This is a genomic window from Curtobacterium sp. PhB170 (genome assembly GCF_003752345.1).
In the GTDB taxonomy this organism is placed as follows: Bacteria; Actinomycetota; Actinomycetes; order Actinomycetales; family Microbacteriaceae; genus Curtobacterium.
Genome location: NZ_RJUM01000011.1, coordinates 236,916 through 252,153 on the forward strand (window position 1 = coordinate 236,916; position 15,238 = coordinate 252,153).

The 15,238-nt window shown below is 71.1% G+C and carries 14 protein-coding genes and 1 tRNA gene; 4 read left to right on the top strand and 11 right to left on the bottom strand.

Annotated features, from left to right (window positions below; translation table 11 throughout):
- Positions 1 to 55: 55 nt before the first annotated feature.
- The 3 genes from rpsA to polA all read right to left on the bottom strand — a co-directional run bounded on the left by rpsA (position 56) and on the right by polA (position 6,134).
- Positions 56 to 1,534, bottom strand: coding sequence for a 30S ribosomal protein S1 (gene rpsA / locus EDF40_RS11950; RefSeq protein WP_111083948.1), 1,479 nt, complete (start codon positions 1,532 to 1,534; stop codon positions 56 to 58).
- A gap of 160 nt (positions 1,535 to 1,694) precedes the next feature.
- Positions 1,695 to 3,374: a DUF885 domain-containing protein gene (locus EDF40_RS11955; protein ID WP_123339687.1), complete on the bottom strand. Its 1,680-nt coding sequence runs from the start codon at positions 3,372 to 3,374 to the stop codon at positions 1,695 to 1,697.
- A 117-nt stretch (positions 3,375 to 3,491) separates the two neighbouring features.
- Positions 3,492 to 6,134, bottom strand: coding sequence for a DNA polymerase I (polA, locus tag EDF40_RS11960; RefSeq protein WP_260212686.1), 2,643 nt, complete (start codon positions 6,132 to 6,134; stop codon positions 3,492 to 3,494).
- 127 nt (positions 6,135 to 6,261) lie between these two features.
- On the opposite strand from polA, the gene EDF40_RS11965 reads away from it, so the two are divergent.
- Entirely contained in the window at positions 6,262 to 6,630 is a 369-nt protein-coding gene (locus EDF40_RS11965) for a PaaI family thioesterase (protein WP_111084165.1), read from the top strand.
- Positions 6,631 to 6,659: 29 nt separating this feature from the next.
- Positions 6,660 to 7,034, top strand: coding sequence for a VOC family protein (locus EDF40_RS11970; protein ID WP_123339689.1), 375 nt, complete (start codon positions 6,660 to 6,662; stop codon positions 7,032 to 7,034).
- A 12-nt stretch (positions 7,035 to 7,046) separates the two neighbouring features.
- On the opposite strand, the gene EDF40_RS11975 is transcribed toward EDF40_RS11970, so the two are convergent.
- From EDF40_RS11975 to EDF40_RS11995, 5 genes are all read right to left on the bottom strand, one after another.
- Positions 7,047 to 7,517, bottom strand: a complete 471-nt coding sequence (locus tag EDF40_RS11975) for a GNAT family N-acetyltransferase (protein WP_123339690.1) — start codon at positions 7,515 to 7,517, stop codon at positions 7,047 to 7,049.
- Between the two features lie 106 nt (positions 7,518 to 7,623).
- Positions 7,624 to 8,229 (bottom strand): ANTAR domain-containing response regulator, encoded by a 606-nt coding sequence (locus EDF40_RS11980; RefSeq protein ID WP_071291723.1) that lies wholly within the window; start codon positions 8,227 to 8,229, stop codon positions 7,624 to 7,626.
- A gap of 123 nt (positions 8,230 to 8,352) precedes the next feature.
- Positions 8,353 to 8,434, bottom strand: a tRNA-Leu gene (locus EDF40_RS11985).
- 12 nt (positions 8,435 to 8,446) lie between these two features.
- On the bottom strand, positions 8,447 to 9,955 hold the full coding sequence (locus EDF40_RS11990) for a HAMP domain-containing sensor histidine kinase (RefSeq protein WP_123339691.1): 1,509 nt from the start codon (positions 9,953 to 9,955) through the stop codon (positions 8,447 to 8,449).
- Positions 9,952 to 10,635: a response regulator gene (locus tag EDF40_RS11995; protein WP_243650050.1), complete on the bottom strand. Its 684-nt coding sequence runs from the start codon at positions 10,633 to 10,635 to the stop codon at positions 9,952 to 9,954. The genes EDF40_RS11990 and EDF40_RS11995 overlap by 4 nt, the downstream gene beginning before the upstream one ends.
- 147 nt (positions 10,636 to 10,782) lie before the next feature.
- Here EDF40_RS11995 and EDF40_RS12000 point away from each other — a divergent pair, with 147 nt between their 5' ends.
- Positions 10,783 to 11,265, top strand: a complete 483-nt coding sequence (locus tag EDF40_RS12000; protein ID WP_123339692.1) for a hypothetical protein — start codon at positions 10,783 to 10,785, stop codon at positions 11,263 to 11,265.
- Between the two features lie 79 nt (positions 11,266 to 11,344).
- Here EDF40_RS12000 and EDF40_RS12005 read toward each other — a convergent pair whose 3' ends face one another.
- Genes EDF40_RS12005 through EDF40_RS12015 form a run of 3 tightly spaced genes read right to left on the bottom strand, consistent with a single transcriptional unit; the run spans position 11,345 to position 14,515 of the window.
- The gene (locus tag EDF40_RS12005; RefSeq protein ID WP_123339693.1) at positions 11,345 to 12,523 is read right to left on the bottom strand and encodes a GAF domain-containing protein; all 1,179 of its coding nucleotides are present in this window, start codon (positions 12,521 to 12,523) and stop codon (positions 11,345 to 11,347) included.
- 52 nt (positions 12,524 to 12,575) lie between these two features.
- Positions 12,576 to 12,974 (bottom strand): DUF779 domain-containing protein, encoded by a 399-nt coding sequence (locus EDF40_RS12010; RefSeq protein ID WP_123339694.1) that lies wholly within the window; start codon positions 12,972 to 12,974, stop codon positions 12,576 to 12,578.
- On the bottom strand, positions 12,974 to 14,515 hold the full coding sequence (locus tag EDF40_RS12015; protein WP_123294335.1) for an aldehyde dehydrogenase family protein: 1,542 nt from the start codon (positions 14,513 to 14,515) through the stop codon (positions 12,974 to 12,976). Before EDF40_RS12015 ends, EDF40_RS12010 begins: the two co-directional genes overlap by 1 nt.
- Before the next feature lie 183 nt (positions 14,516 to 14,698).
- On the opposite strand from EDF40_RS12015, the gene EDF40_RS12020 reads away from it, so the two are divergent.
- Positions 14,699 to 15,238 (top strand): HdeD family acid-resistance protein, encoded by a 540-nt coding sequence (locus EDF40_RS12020; protein ID WP_165901426.1) that lies wholly within the window; start codon positions 14,699 to 14,701, stop codon positions 15,236 to 15,238.

Sequence of the window (15,238 nt, forward strand, 5' to 3'; positions counted from 1 at the left end):
GAAGCCCGGCACCCCCTGGGGGATGCCGGGCTTCCGGTCAGTGCGACTCGCTCGATCAGTTGGTCGAGCTGAGCTTCTCGCGGAGCGCCGCCAGCGAAGCGTCGTCGGCGAGGGGGCTTGCACCACCGGTCTCGCTCGAGAACGACGACGAAGAGGAAGCGGACGACGTCGAAGCGCCGGCCGGGAGGTCGAAGCCACCCTTTTCCTCGTCGGCGATGGTCTTCGCGACCTGCGCCTTGTGGGCTTCCCAACGACCCTGGGCGGCCGCGTACTGGCCCTCCCACTCGGTGCGCTGGGTGTCGTAGCCCTCGAGCCACTCGTTCGTCTCCGGGTCGAAGCCGTCCGGGTACTTGTAGTCACCCTTGTCGTCGTACTCGGTCGGCATGCCGTAGAGCGCCGGGTCGAACTCGGTGCCCTCGGGGTCCACGCCCTCGTTCGCCTGCTTGAGGCTGAGCGAGATGCGGCGACGGTCGAGGTCGATGTCGATGATCTTGACGAAGACCTCGTCGTTGACCGAGACGACCTGCTCGGCGAGCTCGACGTGCTTGTTCGAGAGCTCGGAGATGTGCACCAGTCCCTCGATGCCGTCGGCAACGCGGACGAAGGCACCGAAGGGGACGAGCTTCGTGACCTTGCCCGGTGCGATCTGACCGATCGCGTGGGTGCGGGCGAAGACCTGCCACGGGTCCTCCTGCGTCGCCTTGAGCGAGAGCGACACGCGCTCACGGTCCAGGTCGACCTCGAGGATCTCGACGGTGACTTCCTGACCGACCTCGACGACCTCGCTGGCGTGCTCGATGTGCTTCCAGCTGAGCTCGGAGACGTGGACGAGACCGTCGACGCCGCCGAGGTCCACGAACGCACCGAAGTTGACGATCGAGGACACGATGCCCTTGCGGACCTGGCCCTTGTGCAGGTTGTTGAGGAACGTGGTCCGGGACTCGGACTGCGTCTGCTCGAGGAGCGCACGGCGCGACAGGACCACGTTGTTGCGGTTCTTGTCGAGCTCGAGGATCTTCGCCTCGATCTCCTGGCCGAGGTACGGCGTGAGGTCGCGGACGCGACGGAGCTCGATGAGCGAGGCGGGGAGGAAGCCGCGGAGACCGATGTCGACGATCAGGCCACCCTTGACGACCTCGATGACCGTGCCGGTCACGACGCCGTCGGACTCCTTGATCTTCTCGACGTCGCCCCATGCGCGCTCGTACTGCGCACGCTTCTTGGACAGGATGAGGCGGCCTTCCTTGTCCTCCTTCTGGAGGACCAGGGCCTCGACCTCGTCGCCGACCTTGACGACCTCGTTGGGGTCGACGTCGTGCTTGATCGAGAGCTCGCGCGAGGGGATGACGCCCTCGGTCTTGTAACCGACGTCGAGGAGGACCTCGTCGCGGTCGATCTTCACGACGGTGCCGGAGATGAGATCACCGTCGTTGAAGAACTTCAGGGTCTTCTCGACCTCGGCCAGGAAGTCATCAGCCGAACCGATGTCGTTGATGGCGACCTGCTTAGGAGCCTTGGTCGTAGTGGTTGTCATGTAGAGATTGCTCCGAACGGACATGAGTCGGGCCGTGGCGGGTGAGGAGTCGAGACCCCCGTGGTGCACCGCCGTGGCGATTGATTGAGTGGCGCGGATTGCGCCGCACAAGTCTAACCGCACCGGCGGAGCCCCCACAACCGGGCGTGTCTCCCGCGCGTCAGCCGAGCAGCGCACTCCGCAGGGTGTCGAGACCGATGCTGCCGAGGGCGAGCGCACGACGGTGGAACGACTTCAGGTCGAAGTCGGCGCCTTCGCGGGCGGCGACCTCGTCGCGGATCGACTCCCACACGCGCTGGCCCACCTTGTACGACGGCGCCTGTCCGGGCCACCCGAAGTACCGTGCGACCTCGAACTGCACGAACGCGTCGTCCATGTTGACGTTCTCGCGCATGAAGTCCAGGGCGTACTCCCACGTCCAGCCGCCGCCGTCCGGGTTGGTCTTCTGCAGGTGCACGCCGATGTCGAGCACCACGCGCGCGGCACGCATGCGCTGGCCGTCGAGCATGCCCAGCCGGTCGCCGTCGTCGTCGAGGAACCCGAGCTGCTCCATCAGGCGCTCGGCGTAGAGCGCCCAGCCCTCGACGTGTCCGGACGAGCCGGACAGCTGGCGGCGCCACGTGTTCAGCTCACCGCGGTTGTAGACGCCCTGGCTGATCTGCAGGTGGTGACCGGGGACGCCCTCGTGGTAGACCGTCGTCTTCTCGCGCCAGGTGCCGAACTCGGTGACGCCCTCGGGCACCGACCACCACATCCGGCCCGCGCGCGAGAAGTCGTCGGACGGCCCGCTGTAGTAGATGCCGCCCTCCTGCGTCGGGGCGATGCGGCACTCCAGCCGGCGGATCGGGTCCGGGATGTCGAAGTACGTGCCGGCCATCGCCGCGACGGAGGCGTCGCTCGTCTCCTGCATCCAGCGCTGCAGGGCGTCCGTGCCGTGCAGGATCCGCGACGGGTCGGTGTCGAGCACCTCGATCGCCCGGGCCACGCTCGCACCCGGCTCGATCCGGTCCGCGATCCGCTCCTGCTCGTCACGCATGCGGGCGAGTTCCTCGAGGCCCCACTCGTACGTCTCGTCGAGGTCGACGACGGCACCGAGGAACCGGCGGGAGTGCAGCTCGTAGGCCTCACGCCCGACGGCGTCGACCGGGGTGGCGAGCGGCAGCAGCTCGTGCTCGAGGAACTGCCCGAGGCTCCGGTACGCGGCCGACGCGACCTCGGCCCCGCGGGTCAGCTCGGCACGGAGCGAGTCCGGCACGGGAGAGCCGTCGTCGAACGCCGCACCCTCGGCGAGCCGGCGGAAGAAGCCGTCCTCGGCACCGTTGCGGGCGGCCTGCTCCGCGACCAGGGCGACCTGCCGCTTCGCCGGGGTGACGTCCTCGCGCGTGCCCTCGAGCAGGGTCTCGCGGATGCCCTCGAGCGCGTCCGGCAACGCGTGCAGCCGGCTGGCGACGTCGTGCCAGTCCGACTCGGTCGCCGTCGGCATCAGGTCGATGATCTCGCGGACGGACTGGGCCGGGCTCGCGATCACGTTGAGGTCGCGGAGGTGCAGCTTCCGCGCGTACGACTCCTGCACCAGGTCGAGTTCGGCGCCGAGGTCCGCCTTCGTGACCTCGTCGACGGGGTCCACCGCGGCCGCGGCGTCGAGCTCGCGCTTCGCCGCCCGTGCCGCGTCGGCCAGGGCGGCCGCACCGGCGGGCGAGGTGTCGCCGTACTCCCCCGTGCGACCCGGCACACCGATGTACGTGGCCGTCGTCGGGTCGAGGTCGACGAGGGTGGCGACCCATCCCTCGGCCACGTGGTCGACGGCGGTCTGCTGGCGGACGGGACGCTCTTCGCTCATGCTCCGACCCTACCCACGTCGGCAGGCGCCGTCGGCCGGGCGCGCATCGGACGGGAGGCCCGGTGCCAGCTGGCACCGGGCCTCCCGTCCGTCCTGTGGTCGCGTCGCGACCCGCGGTCAGTGCGCTGCGCTCTCCCAGTTCGCACCGAGACCGACCGAGACGTCGAGCGGCACGGTGAGTTCGGCGGCGTTGCCCATCCGGGTGCGCAGGATCTCCTCGACGCGGTCCTGTTCGCCGGGCGCGACCTCGAGGATGAGCTCGTCGTGCACCTGGAGCAGCAGGTGCGAATCGAGTCCGCCGTCGCGCAGGTCCTGGTCGACGCCGAGCATCGCGATCTTCATGATGTCGGCCGCCGAGCCCTGGATCGGCGCGTTCAGCGCAGCGCGCTCGGCGTTCTCGCGCAGGACGCGGTTCGGGCTCTTCAGGTCCGGGAACGGCCGGCGACGACCGAAGATCGTCTCGGTGTAGCCGTCCTCGCGCGCCTGCTCGACGACGTTGCGCAGGTAGTCGCGCACGGCGCCGAACCGAGCGAAGTACTCGGTCATGAGCGTCCGGGCCTCGGACTGCTCGATGCGGAGCTGCTTCGACAGCCCGAACGCGCTCAGCCCGTAGGCCAGGCCGTACGACATCGCCTTGACCTTGGTGCGCATCTCGGCGGAGACCTCGGCCGGCTCGACACCGAACACCCGCGCGCCGACGAAGCGGTGCAGGTCCTCGCCCTCGTTGAAGGCCTGGATGAGCCCGGGGTCGCCGGACAGGTGCGCCATGATGCGCATCTCGATCTGCGAGTAGTCGGCCGTGATGAGCGTCGTGTACGGCTCCGCGACGGCGAACGCCGACCGGACCCGGCGTCCGACCGCGGTCTTCACCGGGATGTTCTGCAGGTTCGGGTCGGTGGACGAGATGCGGCCCGTGCTGCTGCCGGTCTGCTCGTACCGGGTGTGGATGCGCCCGTCGACGATCGCCGCGTCGAGCGTGTCGACGATCTGGCGGAGCTTCGTGGCGTCGCGGTGCTGCAGCAGCAGGCCGAGGAACGGGTGCGGGTGCTGCTCCTGCAGGTCGGCAAGGCTGGCAGCATCGGTCGAGAACCCGGTCTTCGTCTTGCGGGTCTTCGGCATCGCGAGCTCGGTGAACAGCACTTCCTGCAGCTGCTTCGGGGACCCGAGGTTCACCTCGTGCCCGATCTCGGCGAACGCCTGCTGCGCCAGGTCGGCGGCACGCTCCCCCAGTTCCTTCGACAACCCCGTGAGCACCGGGCGGTCGATGCCGACACCGATCGTCTCCATGCTCGCGAGCACCGACACCAGCGGGAGCTCGATGTCGTCGAGGACCTTGAGCGACGACTCGTCGATCCGGGCACGGAGCGCCGTGGTGACCCGCAGGACGAACCACGCGTGGACGCCGACGTTGACCGGGTCGTTCTCCGGCACGAGCTGGTTCGGGTCGGCGGTGGGGAGCTCCTCGCCGAGCTCCTGGTAGACGAGGTCGGCCAGCGGCTGCCCCTGCTTGCCGGGCTGGGCGAGCCACCCCGTGATGCGGGCGTCGCCGGCGATGCCGTTCACGACGAAGCCCGCGGTCGCGAGCACCTTGATCGCGGTCTTGGCGTCGTGGAAGTGCTTCGGGGCGTCGGAGGCGAACCACGCCGACAGCTGCTCGTAGTCCTTCGCACCGCTGCCACCGGGCACCTGGACGGCGTCGTCGTGGGTGGCGATGCCGATGGTGCTGAGTCGGCCGTCGATGACCTCGACCGCGACGCCGTAGCCGTTCGCCGCCTCGGAAGCGTTGCGTCGCTCGAGCCAGTACCCGAGTTCCTCGTCGATCAGGGTCTTCACCGACGGCGGGGTCGCGGCACTGTCCGTCACCCCGCCCTCGGCCGGCTGCTCGGACGGCTCACCGGAGCCGGCGACCTTGAAGACACGGTCGAGCAGCGTCCGGAACTGCAGCTTGGCGAACAGCTCGCGCACGGCGGTCTCGTCGAGGGGCCGGAGCGCGACGTCGGCCGGACCGACGGGCAGTTCGACGTCGGTGACCAGGCGGTTCAGTCGGCGGTTGCGGACGGCACGGTCCTGCTGCTCGCGCAGGTTGTTGCCGACGACGCCCTTGATCTCGTCGGCGTGTTCGAGGACCCCCTCGAGCGAGCCGTACTGCGTGACCCACTTGACCGCGGTCTTCTCGCCGACCTTGTCGATGCCGATCAGGTTGTCGCTGGTCTCGCCGACGAGCGCGGCGATGTCCGGGTACTGGTGCGGCTCGATGCCGTAGCGCTCGTACACCTTGTCGCGGTCGTACCGGGTGAGCTCGGACACGCCACGGACCGACGGGTACAGCAGCGTCACGTCGTCGTTGACGAGCTGGATGGCGTCGCGGTCACCGGAGACGACGTACACCTGGTACCCCTGCGCAGCACCCTGGGACGACAGGGTCGCGAGGATGTCGTCGGCCTCGTAGTCCTCCTTCGTCACGGTGGTGATGCCCATCGCCTCGAGCGCCTGCTGCAGCAGCGGGATCTGCCCCTTGAACTCGGCCGGGGTCTCGGAGCGGGTGCCCTTGTACGCCTCGTACTCACGGGTGCGGAACGAGAACCGGGAGATGTCGAACGCCACCGCCAGGTGCGTCGGCTTCTCGCGCTGCAGGAGCATGAGCAGCATCGAGATGAAGCCGTGGATGGCGTTCGTGTGCTGCCCGTCGCGGTTCACGAAACTGTCGACCGGCAGCGCGTAGAAGGCCCGGAAGGCGAGCGAGTGGCCGTCGATGACCATGAGGGTAGGCTTTGCGGAGTCCGACACCCGGACAGCCTACCGACGCCATCCGACACGGGAGTTCGAGCGCGTGACCGACGAAGCCATCATCACCGGGAACGTCGACGAGCGGCTCGCGGCCCGCGGGATGGGCGAGCTCGCCGACAAGATGGGCATGGTCATCACCGAGATGTCGGCCGACCGCGCCGTCGGCAGCATCCCGGTCGAGGGCAACCGTCAACCGGTCGGCCTGCTGCACGGGGGCGCCTACGTCGTCCTCGCCGAGAGCCTCGGGTCGATGGCCGCCAACGTGCACGCCGGCGAGGGCCGCTACGCCGTCGGCATCGAGCTGAACGCCTCGCACACCCGCAGCGCCACGTCCGGCACCGTCACCGGTGTCTGCACCGCGATCCACCTCGGCAACACGCTCACCACGCACGAGATCGTGCTCACCGACGACCAGGGGCGCCGTTGCTCCACCGTCCGCATCACCAACCTCATCCGCGAGGCACGCTGAACCCCTCGCACCGACGCAGGGAGTCCGTCATGGACTGGAAGATCGAACTCGTCATGGTCCCCGTCAGCGACGTCGACCGGGCCCGCGAGTTCTACGAACGCATCGGCTTCACGATCGACCACGACCAGCGCGTGTCCGACGACGTGCGGTTCGTGCAGGCCACCCCACCCGGATCGGCGTGCTCGATCGCGTTCGGCGAGGGCATCATGTCCCCCGACGTCCAGCCCGGGTCGCTGAAGTCCGTCCAGGTGGTGGTGCCCGACGCCGACGAGGCCCTCGCCCACCTGCAGGGGCTCGGCGTGCACGCGATCGGTGTCGACGAACTGGCCTGGGGTCGCTTCGTCTTCTTCACCGACCCCGACGGCAACGCCTGGACACTCCAGCAGCTGCCCGCGCGCGGCTGAGGTACCGAGCGCTCAGTCCTCGGGCGGACGCTGCAGCAGCAGCCGTGCGTCGCCGAAGCCGAGCCGCCGGTAGAGCCGCTCCCCGTCCACGCTCGAGTGCACCGAGGTCCGCTCGACACCGAGGTCGTCCGCGATGTCGAGCAGCGCGGTGACGAGTCGTCCGGCGACGCCGAGCCCGCGCAGGTCGGGGTGCACGTAGACGGTCTGCACGTCGGCGGTCAGGCGTCGGCCCGGCCGGTCCGGGGTCGGCGGCCGGGCGACGAGTCCGAGCCACGCCATCCCGAGCACCGCACCGTCGCGCTCCGCGACCATGCACCGGTGCGTGTCCGGGTGTTCGAGTGCGAAGGCCGTCATCGCCGCGCGGTAGTCGTCCGGCGTCGCGGCCGGCTCGGCACCGCCCTCGCCGACACTCCACCGCCACCGCAGGTCGGCCACCGCTGGCATGTCGTCAGGCCGGGAGGCCCGGATCACCACGTCGTCCACCCCTCCAGCCTGCCAGGTGGTCGCCTCCACCGCCCCGCGCGCCCGGGAACGCAGCAGCGCCGCCGGACCGGGGGTCCGACGGCGCTGGTGTGAGCGACGGGTGGTGCTACTTCTTGGCGCTGAGCTGCTCGATGATCGCCTTGGCGACGTCGTGCATGGTCAGACGGCGGTCCATCGAGGCCTTCTGGATCCAGCGGAACGCCTCGGGCTCGGTGAGGCCCATCTTCTCGTTGAGCAGCCCCTTGGCACGGTCGACGAGCTTGCGGGTCTCGAAGCGCTCGACCAGGTCGGCGACCTCGGCCTCGAGCGTGATGATCTGCTGGTACCGCGAGAGGGCGATCTCGATCGCGGGGAGCAGGTCGTTCGGGGTGAACGGCTTGACCACGTAGGCCAGCGCGCCGGCCTCGGTCGCACGCTCGACGAGGTCCTTCTGGCTGAACGCCGTGAGGAGGACCACCGGAGCGATGTGGTTCTTGGACAGCTTCTCGGCTGCGGAGATGCCGTCGAGCTGGGGCATCTTGACGTCCATCACGACGAGGTCGGGGCGGAGGTCGGTGGCGAGCTGCACGGCGGTCTCGCCGTCGCCGGCCTCGCCGACCACGTCGAACCCGTTGTCGCGGAGGATCTCGACGATGTCGAGGCGGATGAGCGACTCGTCCTCGGCGACGACGACGCGGCGCGGTGCTGTTGCAGTTGCTTCTGTGTCACTCACAGCCGCAAGCCTACTAGACGTCAGAAGTGCTTCATGTCAGCACACGGCTCAGGATGCCAGAAAGCGTTGTACGAGTGGCGGGACGCGGTACCGAACAGCCCCGCACGCCGTGAGCCTGCGTTGTACGAGTGGCGGGACTTGAACCCGCACGCCGTGAGGCAGAGCATTTTGAGTGCCCCGTGTCTGCCGATTCCACCACACTCGCGAGACCTCCAGGCTAGCAGGACCCCCGCCCCTCGACCGCCGCTGGCAGCCGCAGCTCGAACACCGCACCGCCGAGCACGCCGGCTTCGCCGTCCACGCCGACCTCGGCGTGCTGCAGGGACCCGCCGTGCGCCTCGGCGATGCCCCGTGCGATCGGCAGACCCAGTCCGGCCCCGCCGGACCGGGCGTCGCGAGCGGCCTCGAGCCGGACGAGTCGGTCGAACACCCGCGCGCGGTCCTGGGTCGGGATGCCCGGACCGTCGTCCGCCACCCAGACCACGGGGCCGGCCCCCGGATCGTCGAGGGAGACGACGATCCTGCCAGCGGGCCCCGCTGCTCGGGCGGCGTTGTCGACGAGGTTGCCGACGACCTGGGCGAGCCGCTCGGCGTCGACGTCGGCGGAGACGGGCCGCTCGGGCACCACGACCTCGAGTGCGACGGACGGCAGCCGCACCCGCAGCCGGTCGCCCTCCGCGACGAGGAAGGCACCGAGGTCCACCGGTCGTCGGTCGAGCTCGATCCCCCGGTCGAGCCGGGCCATCGTGAGCATGTCCTCGATGAGCCGTGCGGCTCGGTCGGCCTGGCGGACGACGTGCACGGCGAGCACCTCGCGCGTGGCGACGTCGCCGCCACCGTCGCGCACGAGGGTGTCGGCCGCTGCCCGGACCCCGGCCACCGGCGTCCGCAGCTCGTGCGCGGCGTCGGAGAGGAACGAGCGGACCCGTGCCTCCGCGGCGACGGCCTCGCGCTCCGCGCCCTCGACGGCATCGAGCATCTCGTCCAGGGCGACGGCGACGCGGCCGATCTCGGTGTCCTGCCGCGAGGGCCGGAGTCGCCGTCCGCGGTCGCCGCCCGCGATCGACCGCGCGGTCGTCGCCATCTCGTCGAGCGGCCGCAGGGACCGCCGGACGACGAGCACCACCCCGAGGACGGCGACCCCGAGGAACGCCGCGGAGGCACCGCCCATCACCCAGCCGAGCTGCACCAGGGTGTCCTGCACGTCGCGGGTCCCGGCGGTCAGGGTGATGCGCGTGCCGTCGTCGAGTCGGCTCACGAGGGTGAGCACCCCGTCGTCCTCGCGCACGGACGACGACGTGACCGTGGCGCCGTCCTCGGTGGTCGTGGGCGTCGCCGCGGCCGTGGGTGTGGTCCCGCCGACGAGCCCGCTGCCCCGCGGCACCGTCGCCGGCAGCCCTCCCGGGTCCGGTGGCCCCGTCCGGAGCTGGTCCGGTGTCGGACCGGCCTCGACGGCCCCGCCGTCCGGCTGGACGATGCGCACCGACAGGCCCTGCGCGGAGAGCCGGTCGGCGAGGTCCTCGGCGTCGACGGTCCCGACGAGCGCCGCGGCGGCAGATGCGCGGTCGCGGAGCCGGTCCTCGGCCTGGGCGCGCAGCCGGATGCCGAGCAGCACCTCGACGGCGACCGCCAGCCCGGCGAGCAGCACCGCGAGCAGGACCACGATCGCGACGACCGTGCGCAGCCGCAACGAGGTCGTGCGGAGCGCACCGTCGTGGACCCTCACGCCGCCGTCCGCTCGTCGCTCAGCCGGTACCCGATGCCGCGGACGGTGTGCACGAGCCGCGGCCCGTGCGCCTCCATCTTCCGTCGGAGGGCGCTGAGGTGGACCTCGACGACGTTCGCCGCGACGTCGTCGTAGCCCCACACCTGCGTCGTGATCTGCCCCTTCGACACCGTGCGGCCCCGGCTCTCGGCGAGGAACCGCAGCAGGCGGAACTCGGTCGCGGTGAGGTCGAGCAGGACACCGGCACGCCGAGCGGTGGCGGCGTCCGGGTCGAGGACGAGGTCGCCGACCTCGACGACCGACGGGATCCGCCCGCGCCGCCGGAGCACCGCCGTCACCCGCGCCACCAGCTCGGCCATCGCGAACGGCTTCACCACGTAGTCGTCGGCGCCCTCGGCGAACCCGCGCAACCGCTCGTCGAGCTCGTCCCGCGCGGTCATCATCACGACGGCGGCATCCGAGGTGGAGCGCACCCGGCCGGCGAGCACGATGCCGCTCGGCCCGGGCAGCATCCAGTCCAGCAGGACGAGGTCGGGCGCGGCGCGGCGGAGGTCCTCGACGAGGTCGCGTCCGTCGGACGCCTCGGCGACGAGGAAGCCCTCGGCACGCAGGGTCGTCGCGACGGAGGTCCGGATGGAGTCGTCGTCGTCGACGACCAGGATTCGAGCGGGAACAGGCACGGCGGACACCGTAGGGCGCTCCGGCGGCCACCGAGCATGGAGGACGCTGGAGAACCCCTGTGCTTCAGGCATGCTTCAGATTCGGACTCGAGCGTCGTCTCCAGTGGCGGATCACCCGGATCCGCCCGGACACGGAACGGATCCCCCATGCGCGACGAACGAGACGACTCGACCACCACTGCCACCCCGCGACGCGGTGCCCTCCTGCGACGGATCGGCATCGGCACGGCCGCGGCCGCGGTCCTGGTGCTCGGCGGGTTCGGCATCGCCACGGCGAACGCCGCGACGACCACCCCGGCGCCGAGCACCCCGACGGGCGCACCGAGCGGTGCTCCGACCAGCGCGACCACACCGGCTCCGGCTCCGGCCGACGGCGACGCCGCGACGCTGCCCGCTCCGCCCGAGGGCGGCCCCGCGACGGCGCCCGGTTGCACGGCGCTGCCGAAGGCCGGCGCCCCCGCGACGATGCCCGCGCCGCCGAAGGGCGACGAGGGGAAGGCACCCACCCCGCCGAAGGACGGCACGAAGCCCACCGCACCCACTCCGCCGAAGGACGGTGCGAAGCCCACGGCACCCACCCCGCCGGCTCCCGACGCGACCACGACCCCGGCGCCGACCACCGGTTCCTGATCACCAGGCCGGGAGGCGCGCGCCGTCGGCGGTCTCGACCGCGCGGGGCGCGCCTCCAGGCCGGGTCGTCCCGACCGGTTCAGGGACCCTCGAGCGCCTCGATAGCTGCCACGAGACCGGCTCGTCGCGGCGACCGCCGCGGCAGGACCGCGAGCAGCGCGCGGAGCACGCGCGCGTCCGCCGCCCCGTCCGGCGTCCGCGCCCACGCGAGCAGCGCCTCGACGCTGCCGTCCGCGACGACCGACTCACGGAACCGACCACGCACCAGGTCGCGCACGGCGTCCACCCCCGGCGCAGCCGACCCCGGCAGGACCGGTCCGGTGTACCGGTCGACGGCCTGGAGGCGCGCCCCGCGGTCGAGCGCGGACAGCACGGTGTCGACGTCGGTCGCCATCCCGGTCACCCGGTACGGTCGCGACGTCACGGTCACGCCCGACGCGTGCTCCGCGAGGACCCGTCGGAGCCGCACCACCTCGGCGCGCAGCGTCACGACGGCGCCGGCGTCACCGTACACGGCGTGCGCGAGGTCGGCGGCCGCCAACCCGTCGGGGTGGGCGGCGAGGACGACCAGGAGCTCGGAGTGCCGCGCGGACAGGCGGACCCGGCGGTCGTGGACGCGCAGGACGGCGGTGTCGGTGCCGAGGACCGACAGCTCTGCGCCGGGCGCGCGCGGCGTCGACGCGGCGGACGCCGGGAACCGGCTCGCGGCCAGGGCGAGCTGCGCCTCGGCGGCGGCGACCGTGGCCGCGAGGAGCGAGAGGGTGTGCCGTTCGACGGCCCGGTCATCGCCCGTCAGGTCGAGCACGCCGACGGTGGCACCGTGAGCGTCGTGCACGGGCACGGCGCTGCAGGACCACGGCTTGACGGCGTTGGCGTAGTGCTCGTCGGAGCGGATCTGCACCGGCCGGTCGAGCCGCAGAGCGGTACCGGGCGCGCTCGTGCCGACGCGGTCCTCTGCCCAGTCGGCGCCGGGGACGAAGCCCATGTCCTCGGCAGCACGTCGGGCCGTCCGCGCGCCGTCGACCCACACGAGCCGACCGGAGGCGTCGCCGACGGCGAGGACGCAGCCGGCGGACCGGGTGTCGTCGAGCAGCAGGTGCCGGACCACGGGCAGCAGGGTGGCGAGGGGGCCGTCCCGGCGGGCGGCGTCGAGTTCGTCGTCACCGAGCGCGAGCGATGGCACGCCGTCCGGGTCGACCGCTGCAGACCGTCGCCAGGACGCGGCGACGAGCGGGCGGAGCCGGTCGGGTGCGCGCATGCGTCCTCCGATCGACCCCACCCGCCGCACCGTCGCGACGAGTACGGCCAGCCTACGTCCGGTGCGCGACCGGGACCAGGCCGAGATCCGCCAGCTCGGCGTCGTCGAGCATCCGCGACCGGGTCAGGAACCGCTTTCCCTCGGGGCTCTCGACCGAGAAGCCGCCGCCCCGCCCGTCGACGACGTCGATCGTGAGATGAGTAAATTTCCAGTACTCGAACTGCGACACCGACATGTACACCTCGACGGGGTCGATGCCGTCGACCTCGAGTGCCCCGAGCAGGACGTCCCCGGAGCCCGTCCGGAACATGCCGACGGGGTAGCACATCGGGCTCGAGCCGTCGCAGCAGCCGCCCGACTGGTGGAACATCAGCGGGCCGTGCCGGGCGGCGAGGGTGCGCAGGAGCTCCCCCGCCGCCGGCGTGACCGCCACGCGTGCGGTGTCGGGCATCAGAAGAAGCCCATCGGACCGTCGGCGTAGGACACGAGCAGGTTCTTCGTCTGCTGGTAGTGGTCGAGCATCATCTTGTGGTTCTCGCGCCCGATGCCGGACTGCTTGTACCCACCGAACGCCGCTCCCGCCGGGTACTGGTGGTACGTGTTCGACCACACGCGTCCGGCCTGGATGTCGCGGCCGGCGCGGTACAGCGTCGTGGCCTCGCGACTCCACACCCCGGCACCGAGTCCGTAGAGGGTGTCGTTGGCCGTGGCGATCGCGTCGTCGTAGCCGCTGAAGGACGTCAACGCGAGGACCGGACCGAAGATCTCCTCCTGGAAGATCCGCATCGAGTTGACGCCCTCGAACACCGTCGGCGTGACGTAGTACCCGCCGGAGAGCTCCCCGCCGAGGTCCGCGCGCTCCCCGCCCGTCAGCAGCTTCGCGCCCTCCTGCTTGCCGATGTCGATGTAGCTCAGGATCTTCTCGAGCTGGTCGTTCGACGCCTGGGCGCCGATCATCGTGGACAGGTCGAGCGGGTGGCCCTGCTTGACGGCGCGCACCCGGTCGAGGCCGTCGGCGACGAACCCGTCGTAGATCTCCTTCGCCACGAGCGCCCGGGACGGACACGTGCAGACCTCGCCCTGGTTGAGGTTGAAGAAGGTGAAGCCCTCGAGTGCCTTGTCGTAGAAGGAGTCCTTCTCGGCGGCGACGTCGGGGAAGAACACGTTCGGGCTCTTGCCGCCGAGCTCGAGCGTCACCGGGATGAGGCTCTGCGAGGCGTACTGCATGATCAGCCGACCGGTGGTGGTCTCGCCGGTGAACGCGATCTTCCGGATGTCCGGGTGCTGGGCGAGTGGTGCGCCGACCTCGATGCCGAAGCCGTTGACGACGTTGAGCACGCCGGCGGGCAGGAGGTCGCGGATGAGCTCGACGAGCACGTGGATCGACGCCGGGGTCTGCTCGGCGGGCTTCAGCACGACGCAGTTGCCCGCGGCCAGGGCCGGTGCGAGCTTCCACACGGCCATCAGGATCGGGAAGTTCCACGGGATGATCTGTCCGACGACGCCCAGCGGTTCGTGGAAGTGGTACGCCACGGTGTCGTGGTCGATCTCGCCTGCCGAGCCCTCCTGCGCGCGGATCGCTCCGGCGAAGTAGCGGAAGTGGTCGATCGCGAGCGGGATGTCGGCGCCGAGGGTCTCGCGGATCGGCTTGCCGTTCTCCCACGTCTCGGCGACGGCGAGCATCTCGAGGTGCTCCTCCATGCGGTCGGCGATCTTGTTGAGGATGACCGCGCGCTCGGCGGCGCTCGTCCGCCCCCAGGTCGGGAACGCCTTCCAGCCAGCCGCCACCGCACGGTCGACGTCGGTGGAGTCACCGCGCGCGACCTCGGTGAAGACCTTGCCGGTGACAGGGGTGGGGTTCTCGAAGTACTGGCCGCTCGCCGACGGGACGTACTCGCCGCCGATGAAGTGGTCGTACCGCGATCGGTACTGCACGAGGGAGCCCGGTTCGCCGGGTGCGGCGTAGCTGGTGGGCGATGGTGCGATGGTCATGGTGGTGGCCTTTCGACGACGCTGTCGGGGCACGCACGGTTCGCGTGCTGCTCGCACCGTACGACCGCGGGGGTTGCATCCGGTTGCACGGGCTCACGCCCGCTCGGATCCGAGGACCGCACAGGCTCGCCGTCGGCCGGGTAGCGTTCGGGACTCCAGCGGGTCCGATCAGGAGGAGTGTCCGTGGATTCTCGTGCCGTCCGCACGTTCCGGGTGTTCGTCGTCGTCACGGCGGTCGTCGCGATCGCCCTGGGGATCGTCGCCATCGTGTGGCCCCGGCCGTCGCTCGTCCTCGTGGCGCTGCTGTTCGGCGTGTACCTCGTCGTCGCCGGCGCCCTGCGGGTCGTGGCTGCGGCGCGCGGGCACGGGACGCCGACGGTGTGGCGATGGACCTCCGGGATCGTCGGTGCGCTCGTCGCGGTCGCCGGACTCGTCGCGCTGCTCGACCCCGCGATCCCCCTGGTCGTCTACGCCGTGCTCGCCGGGGTCGGCTTCGTGATCGAGGGCATCGTGTCGATCGTGGGCGGATTCGTCGGCCACCCCGGGTCGTCCCGGGTGCCGACGCTGGTGAGCGGCGTGCTGTCGATCCTCGGCGGCGTCGTCGTGCTCGTCGCACCCGGCCTCGCGCTCACCGTGTTCATGGTCTTCGCCGGCATCGCCCTCATCGTCGTCGGTGCCGCAGCCCTGCTGCTGCTCCCGCCGCGAGCCGCCGTCCGCCGGTAG